The 6,478-nt window shown below is 76.7% G+C and carries 4 protein-coding genes; all 4 read right to left on the bottom strand.

Annotation, left to right across the window (positions count from 1 at the left end; genetic code table 11):
- Positions 1 to 250 precede the first annotated feature (250 nt).
- The 4 genes from ACF07B_RS04925 to ACF07B_RS04910 all read right to left on the bottom strand — a co-directional run bounded on the left by ACF07B_RS04925 (position 251) and on the right by ACF07B_RS04910 (position 5,897).
- Positions 251 to 1,516, bottom strand: a complete 1,266-nt coding sequence (locus ACF07B_RS04925; RefSeq protein ID WP_392177744.1) for an MFS transporter — start codon at positions 1,514 to 1,516, stop codon at positions 251 to 253.
- 37 nt (positions 1,517 to 1,553) lie between these two features.
- Positions 1,554 to 2,141 (bottom strand): ArsR/SmtB family transcription factor, encoded by a 588-nt coding sequence (locus ACF07B_RS04920; protein WP_392177743.1) that lies wholly within the window; start codon positions 2,139 to 2,141, stop codon positions 1,554 to 1,556.
- A gap of 157 nt (positions 2,142 to 2,298) precedes the next feature.
- Positions 2,299 to 3,717 (bottom strand): PucR family transcriptional regulator, encoded by a 1,419-nt coding sequence (locus ACF07B_RS04915; protein WP_392177742.1) that lies wholly within the window; start codon positions 3,715 to 3,717, stop codon positions 2,299 to 2,301.
- 113 nt (positions 3,718 to 3,830) lie between these two features.
- Positions 3,831 to 5,897: a LuxR C-terminal-related transcriptional regulator gene (locus ACF07B_RS04910; protein WP_392177741.1), complete on the bottom strand. Its 2,067-nt coding sequence runs from the start codon at positions 5,895 to 5,897 to the stop codon at positions 3,831 to 3,833.
- Positions 5,898 to 6,478: the final 581 nt, after the last annotated feature.

The following is a 6,478-nucleotide window of genomic DNA, read 5'->3' as shown; positions in this document are numbered from 1 at the left end:
GGGACGGCGAGGCCGGCCGGGACGGCGAGGCCGGCCGGGACGGCGAGGCCGGCCGGGACGGCGAGGCCGGCCGGGACGGCGAGGCCGGCCGGGACGGCGAGGCCGGCCGGGACCGCTGAGACAGCTAGGACCACTGGGACCGCCAGGACCGCTGGGACCGCTGGGACCGCCAGGGCTGCTGGGACCGCCAGGGCTGCTGGGACCGCGAGGGCGGCCGGGACCACGGGGACCGCGGGGACGGCACCGTCGGTCAGCGGGGCAGTTCGGCGCGCCGCAGGTCCCGTACGCCCAGGGCGAGGACGCCGCCGAGGCCGCACACCGCGGCGCTGGTGACGAAGACGGGCCCGGTGCCCCACCAGCCGATCGCGGCGGCGGTCAGCGGCATGCTGAGCGGCGCGAGGCCCAGGCTGACGATCCCGCCGACGGCGGTGACCCGGCCCAGGTAGGCGGGGTCGGACTGGGTCTGGAGGAGCGCCCCGCACAGGGCTCCGCTGAGCCCGGCGAGCAGGCCGATGACGAGGGCGACACCGACGGCCGCGGCGACGCTCGGCGCGAAGGCGAGCGCGCCGATCGCGACGGAGCCGCCCAGGATGGCCGCGGCGGCGACGGTCCCCGCGCGCGGCAGCCGTCCGCGCAGGGTCAGCAGCAGCCCGGCGGCTCCCGCGCCGACTCCGAAGGCCGCCAGCACCCAGCCCATCCCGGACGCGCCCCAGCCGCGCCGGTCGGCCAGCAGGGTCAGTCCCACGTTCAGCGGTCCGACGAAGCCGAGGTCGCCGAGGGCTATGGCGGCGATGAGCGGGGCGAGGACGCGGTGGCCGCGGATGTAGCGCAGCCCGTCGAGGAGGTCGCGCCAGGCGGTGCGTTCCGCGGGATCCGCCGCGTCGCCCGGGGGCAGTTCCCGCATCCGTACGAAGATCAGCAGCGGCACCGACACGGCGATGAGCCCGCCCGCCAGCGCGAACGCCGTCGCCGAGCCGCCGAGGGCCACGGCGAGGCCGCCCAGCGGGGCGCCCACGACATTGGCGAACCGGATCGCGAGACCCCGCATGCCCTGCACCCGGGCGAGCTGGTCCCGGCCGGTGACACGGGCCGGGAGGGCGCCCACGGCGGGCATGAACACGGCGTCGACGATGCCGAAGACGACGGCGAGCAGGGCCAGCAGCCACAGCCCGGGACCGGTCGCGAAGAGCAGCGCGGCGACCGCCAGCACGGCCGCGCAGCGCACGGCGTCACTGCCGATGACGACCCTCCTCGGCCCGAACCGGTCGGCGACCACTCCCCCGCCCAGCATCAGCAGGGCCCGGGGTACGGCGCTGACGGCCATCACGAGCCCGGCCTGGGAGGGAGTACCGGCCTGGACGGCCGCCCAGGACAACGCGATGTAGAAGACGTTGTCGCCGATCATCGACGAGGTGTAGGCGCCGAGCCAGCGCAGGACGTTGCCGTCGCGGTGGGCGGGCCTGCCGGGAGTCCGCTCGGTGGCCTGGGCGGGGCTCGGTATGACGGTCGTGGTCACGGGACCGGGTCCTTTCGGGGCGGACGTGCTCTCGGGTTCAGACACGGAACGGGAATCCGTAGACGTGCAGGGCGACGTTCTCGCGCTCTTCGGTGTCCCCGGCCGCTTCGTCCGCGCGGCCCTTCTCGTCGTACCTCCTGATGACGGCGAGCAACTCGTGCTTCAACGCGCCGAGTTGGGCCGACGTCAGCCGCAGAGTGGCCTCCACGTCGGTCGCGGCGTCGTTCCACTCCGCCGGCCAGGCGGCTCGTTCGTCGAGGTAGCGCCGGTACAGCTCGCTGCGCTGGTCGTGGTAGAGCCGGGTGAAGGCGAGATGGGCCGCCTCCTTCTCGGGCGCGTCCCGGAAGTCGACGCCCTGGACGCTGACGCCGTCGGACGCCGGCTGCCACCACCGCTCGCGTCCGTCGCCGCTGCGCGGCCCGGCCTCCTCGATCAGCCCGTGTTCGGCGAGTTTGCGCAGGTGGTAGCTGACGAGCGACGGCGCTTCGTCGACCTGCTCACCGAGCTGGGACGCGGTGGCCGCGTCCGCGACGAGCAGGGCGCGGTACAGCCGCATGCGCAGGGGGTGTCCGAGGGCTTTGAGCGTGCCCACGTCCGTGATCCGGCGGTTCTCCTGGCTTGCCATGAGCCGACCCTAGATGCGAAAGAAAAGTTGCGCAACTAAAATTGCGCAACTTCTCTTTCGCATCTGGTCCCGCACGCGAACGTCCCGCCGGGCCTGTCCACCGGGCCGACGGCCGGGCGCCCCGGCGACCCGGTGGGCAGGCGGACAGGCCGGCAGGTCACGGATCGAGCAGGGAGTGCGCCGCCAGCGCCAGGGACAGCTCGACGACGTCCGCCGGTCGGGTCAGGGAGCGGCCGGTGAGCTGTTCGCAGCGCCGCAGCCGGTTCAGGACGGTGTTGCGGTGGCAGTAGAGGCGGCTCGCGGCCCGCTGGGCGGAGCCGTCGCAGGCGAGCCAGACCGTCAGGGTGTCCAGCATGATGTCCCGGTCGGACGGGTCCAGCCGCAGCAGCGGCCCGAGAACCCGCTCGGAGAGCGCCGCGCCGAGGGCCGGAGCCGAGACGACGAGCGCGGCGGGCAGATGTTCCTCCAGCACGATGGTCCCGCCGACGCGCGGGCAGGCCCGCAGCGCCGTGTCGGCCAGGCGACGGGCGTCGCCGATCGCCGCGAGCCCCTCCACCACCGGGCTCACTCCGACCCGGGCGACCGGCGGGGCGGTCAGCCTGCGGGCGATCTCCCCGGCGTCCACCTCGGGCCCGCGCGTCCCGGGGTGCTCCCCGCCCCGGGACTCCGCGCCGTCCCGGCCCGCCTCGGCCGCCGCAGCGGAGCCCGGCCCGTGGCCCGCGCCGGGGAGCCCGCCGTCGTGGCCGTGGCCGGGCTGCTCCCCGTCGTGCGGGCGGTCGCCGAGCAGGACGATGCCGTAGCTGCCCTCACTGTCGCGGTCGCGGTCGCGGTACCAGAGGACCCGCAGGCCGGAGAGGTGGACCTGGCCGCGTACGTCCGTGAACGCGCGACCGGACGGCAGCCGGGCCAGCACCACCGCGTACCGGCCCTGTTCGGGAAGCCCCAGGGCGGCGGCGGTGGCCGGCAGGTCGGCGATCCGGGCGGTGCCGTCGAGGAGCGCGGCCGTCATGAGCCGCAGCCGGTTCTCCCTGCGCCACATCAGCTCGCGCTCGGTCTGGCGGTAGGCGTCGGCGGCCACGGCGCAGTGGTCGTCGACGAAGTTCCACACGTCGGCGGCCACGTGCACGAGCAGGCGCGCGTCGGAGGGATGGCGGCGGGTCGTCTCGTCGACGAGCTCCTGCCAGATCATGCCGCCGCCCAGCCGGAAGGCGCGCAGCAGGGCGTCCAGCGGGAGGCCGCGTTCGGCGCGGGCCCTGCCGATGGCCCAGGAGCAGCGGTGGGCGGCCTCGCGCAGTTCGCCGGGCTGGATCAGGGATCCGACGTTGAGCCGCAGCGAGCGCCGCACCTCGTCGCGAACGCTCTCCGCGTCCGCCTCCATGGCCGCGCGGTACGCGGGTTCACGCGCCACCAGGAGGTCCACCAGGCGTTCGCCGAGTTCGGGCAGCCCCGCCATCAGCGCCCGGGCGGCGCGGTGCAGCACCGCGAGCGCCTCCGCGTCGACGGCCGGGCGGTCGGCCGGTACCGGGGACCGGGTTCCGGGCTGGGACCGGACATGGGCGGGTACGAGGTGCTGCATCGCTGTCCTCCACCGGAGTCGGCTCGGTCGGGGCTGCCCCGTCGGCCGACGCGCGGCACACGGGTGCTCCGGACCTCCTGATCCCGCAGGATGACATACCTACTGGTCGGTACCTAGGGGTGTGCGGTGGTCTTCTCGGCCCGGTCCACCAGACGGGACAGTTCGACACGGGAGCGGACCCCCAGAGCGGCGAAGACATTGCGCAGGTGGTGGTCCACGGTGCGGGGGCTCACGGACAGGCGCAGCGCCACTTCGCGATTGGTGGCCCCCTCCGCCACACAGCGGGCGATCCGCAGCTGCTGGGGCGTCAGAAGCGTGAGCTGACCGGCCGGTTCGCCCGGTCCGGCGTCGCCGGTGGCCCGCAGTTCGGCCCGCGCCTGCGTGGCCCAGCCGAGTGCCCCGCCCCGCTCGAAGGACACCAGCGCGTCCCGCAGCCGGCCGCGCGCCTCACCGGGTCTGCGCCGCCGCCGCAGCCAGCCGCCGTAGAGGAGTTGGGTACGCCCGCGTTCGAAGTCCCCGGCCACCTCGTCGTGCCGGGCCAGCGCGGCGGCGAACAGCTCCTCGCATTCCTCGGTGCCGCTCAGCAGCGCACGGCAGCGCGCGAGTTGAGCGGGGGCCTGGGGGTCGGCACCCTGCGCGGCCCAGCGGGCGAACTCGGCCACGGCCGACCGGGCGGCCTCCGTCTGTCCCGTGCGGGCCGCCGCCTCCACGAAGCAGGGAACGGCGAGCATCCGTACCGCGAAGTGACCGCGGCGCGGACCGGCGCCGACCAGGGGGCCAAGCCGCGCGGCGGCCTCGGCCAGCCGGCCGCGGGCCAGGTCGGCGCGGGCGCGTGCCCACTGGGAGAGCGTGGCCGCCAGCGCCAGTCCATGGGCCGCCGCGACCCGTTCGGCGGTCGTCGCGTGCTCCGCGACGGCCTCCGGGGAACCCTCCACGGACGCCACCAGCGCGAGGATCGCGTGGTGGTGCGCGGCGAGGTTGTCCTGACCCGCGTCGAGGGCCGTGCGCAGGCCGTCCTCGGCGTGGGCGCGGGCACGGGCGTGGCGGCCCGCCCGCAGCTCTCCGTAGGCCAGCCGTTCCAGTGCCTGGGCGACCAGGATGTACGGGCCCCGGGCCCTGGCGACGGCGAGGGCGCGGGAGTTGGCGCGAGCGGCCGCGGCGAGGTCGCCGACGACGAGGGCCGCGCTCCCGGCCCGCAGCAGGGCTTCCGCGCCGTCGGTCATCCCGGCCGCCGCGCCCGCTCCGGCCACCACCTCCCGCAACGGCTGCCGTCCGCTGTCCAGGCGGCCGTGCATCACCGCGGACATCCCCGCCCGGTACGCCGCGAGCAGCGGGTCGGACCCCGGCCGGGCGGGACCCGCGTCCAGGGCTTCCCCGCATGCCGCCGCGTCCCCCATCGCCCAGGACGCCTCGACGGCGGCGAGCCGCGCGGCCTGGGCGAGGTGAGCGTCGACGGGAGCCAGTGACTCGCCGGCCAGCAGCAGTGCCTCGCGGGCGTCGGCGACCGGGCCGTCCTGGAGCGCGAGCAGCCCGCTCACCCGTTGGGCCGCGCCGCGCACGGCGCCGTCCTGACCCTCGCAACCGGCCCGCGCGAGCAACTCCCGCGCGCGGTGCGGCAGTCCGGCCAGCCGGGCCTGGTCGGCGGCGTTGACCAGGCGCACGGCGCGCAGCACCTGGCCGGCGGCGAGTTCGGCGGACCGCGCCCAGGCCGCCGAGCGCTCGGCGTGCGCCGGTCCGCCGTCCGGCGGCTCCGCCGCGGCGGCCAGCGCGTCGCCGAGGCCCGGTGCGGGGGCGACGGCCGCCGAGGCCCGGTGGAAGAGGACCGGCAGAGCGTGCGGGCCCCCGGTGTGGGCGTCGGCCAGCAGCCGGTGCGCCGCACGCCGGCGGGCGGGCGGGACGGCGGCGTAGACGGTGCCGGCATGGCGGGGATCGACGAGCTGGACGCGGCCTCCGGCGAGGCGGATCAGTCCCGCGTCCTCCGCGGCGTCGAGGGCGTCCGCGTCGAGTCCGCCCGCTTTGGCCGCCCCGAGAATCACCGCGGCGTCGGCCCCGGCGCCCCTCGCGTCCCGCTCCCGCTCGGCCGCCACCAGCAGCAGCAGACCCGCCGGGCCGCGGCCCAGGACACCCGGCCCCGGGCACCCGTCCTCGCCCTCGCCCTCGTCGGACACCGCAGCGGGCACGGCGCCTTCCCGGGCCTCCGGCACCGGAGTTCCGGACCCGCCGGCCGGGCGGGGCGCGCCGGGCGCCTCGGGCACGCCGGCCGGGCGGGGCGCGTCCGGCGGGCGAGGCACGTCCGGTTGCGGATCGTGGTCCGGGGCGAGCGGCCGGCCGGGGGCGCGGCGCTGGTCCGGCTCGTTCGGCGTGTGCCGGACGAGCAACGGTAATGAGCTCCGGGCCGCCGTCCGGAGGAGACCTGGCACAGTCGCGTTTCCCGTCACGACCCTGACGTTACTTCCGCGTAAACGATGGCGGAAGCCCCGCGTTCGCTTGCGACACTGGGCCTGGAAAACCCATCCGACCTGGGAAGACAAGGCCCTCGCGGGGATCACGGCTGGGCAGGCTCCCAGGCCCGGCGGGCCAGGCTTGTGCGCCCGCACAACGGCCGCGGCGCCCTCGCGGGCGCCGCGGCCGGACACACACGTGACGGCCGCCGGAGGACGGCGGCCGTCACCCCCGCACGGCCGGTCCGCACGGATCATCCGTGCGGACCGGCCCTGCGGGGCCGGTGCGGAGGTGGGCGGGGCGTTGCCCCGGGACTCCG

The sequence above is a fragment of the Streptomyces sp. NPDC015532 genome (assembly GCF_043078065.1).
Classification (GTDB): domain Bacteria; phylum Actinomycetota; class Actinomycetes; order Streptomycetales; family Streptomycetaceae; genus Streptomyces.
The sequence above is the reverse complement of the archived record's forward strand: the minus strand, read 5'-3'. Positions and strand labels throughout refer to the sequence as shown.

Bases quoted from the DNA above. Each gene is read 5' to 3' on its own strand.
- ACF07B_RS04920 (WP_392177743.1), bottom strand. From the start codon at position 2,141: ATGGCAAGCCAGGAGAACCGCCGGATCACGGACGTGGGCACGCTCAAA.
- ACF07B_RS04915 (WP_392177742.1), bottom strand. From the start codon at position 3,717: ATGCAGCACCTCGTACCCGCCCATGTCCGGTCCCAGCCCGGAACCCGG.